The sequence below is a fragment of the Roseburia sp. AM23-20 genome, assembly GCF_003470905.1.
Taxonomy (GTDB): domain Bacteria; phylum Bacillota; class Clostridia; order Lachnospirales; family Lachnospiraceae; genus Roseburia; species Roseburia rectibacter.
On the sequence record NZ_QRHS01000076.1, the window covers coordinates 1 to 873 of the forward strand.

1 protein-coding gene is annotated in these 873 nt (G+C 44.3%); it reads right to left on the minus strand.

The annotated features are described in order from the left end of the window. A partial coding sequence (locus DW650_RS19390) for a phage terminase large subunit (RefSeq protein WP_118210891.1) occupies nt 1-845 on the minus strand: 845 nt, incomplete at its 3' end. Between the last annotated feature and the right edge of the window lie 28 nt (nt 846-873).

An 873-nucleotide genomic window follows, 5' to 3' on the forward strand; every position in this document is an offset into this window, starting at 1 on the left:
TCATGCTCCAATGTTGTCAACTCATGCGCAAGGTGCGGGCATCGTTCCGGATCAACCACGATCTTGGCGGTCTGCTGTAACCATTCCCAACAGTAATCTCTTCCCTTACCAGAACCCCAACGCTTTTTGGCACCAATCGCATTAAATCCCCAGTCCTGCAGCTCTGCAATGGCATCTGGCCGCGCTGAGTCGCATATAATTTCCTCGGTAATATATTTTTTGATTTTCCTAGCAAATGTGCTATTTTTACATTTCTTGGCGTACACCTCATCCACACAGTACAATGTGTCCATATCCTCGTCATACCATGCTTTTTGAAATGTCTGTGGATGCTCAAATCCAAAGTCCAGCCCATGATAAAAAAATGGCATATTTTCAATTTCTGCATCCGTGATGGTCCGCTCTTCCACATTATCGAAGATGCCGCCGCCGGTACCGGTCACTTCGCCCATATAGTTATTGCGGTAATATAGCGGCTTATGCACCTTGAACCACTCCGCGCGCTCGAAAAATCGTTTACCGAGCCACTTCACCGGCACGTTGTAATAATAACTGTGGCAGATCCTTGTCTGTGGCTTTGTTTTACACTCTTCCACATATTGATTCATGAAATTATTCTTACTTTTGGGTGGGTTGAATATCTTGATATCCAACGCTGGCGTATCAGATCTGAGAAATGTATCTTCGATATTATCCATCTGCTCCACGCCTGCCATTTCGTCACATTCTTCATGAATCAGCATTTTTACATATCCAAATGGAACATTAAACGATTTTAAACTGATAGGTTTATCCGCTCCCACAAACATAACCATCTGTCCGGTCGGCTTATACACCGCGCACATAGGAGACTGTTTGAAATCCCAGTTATCC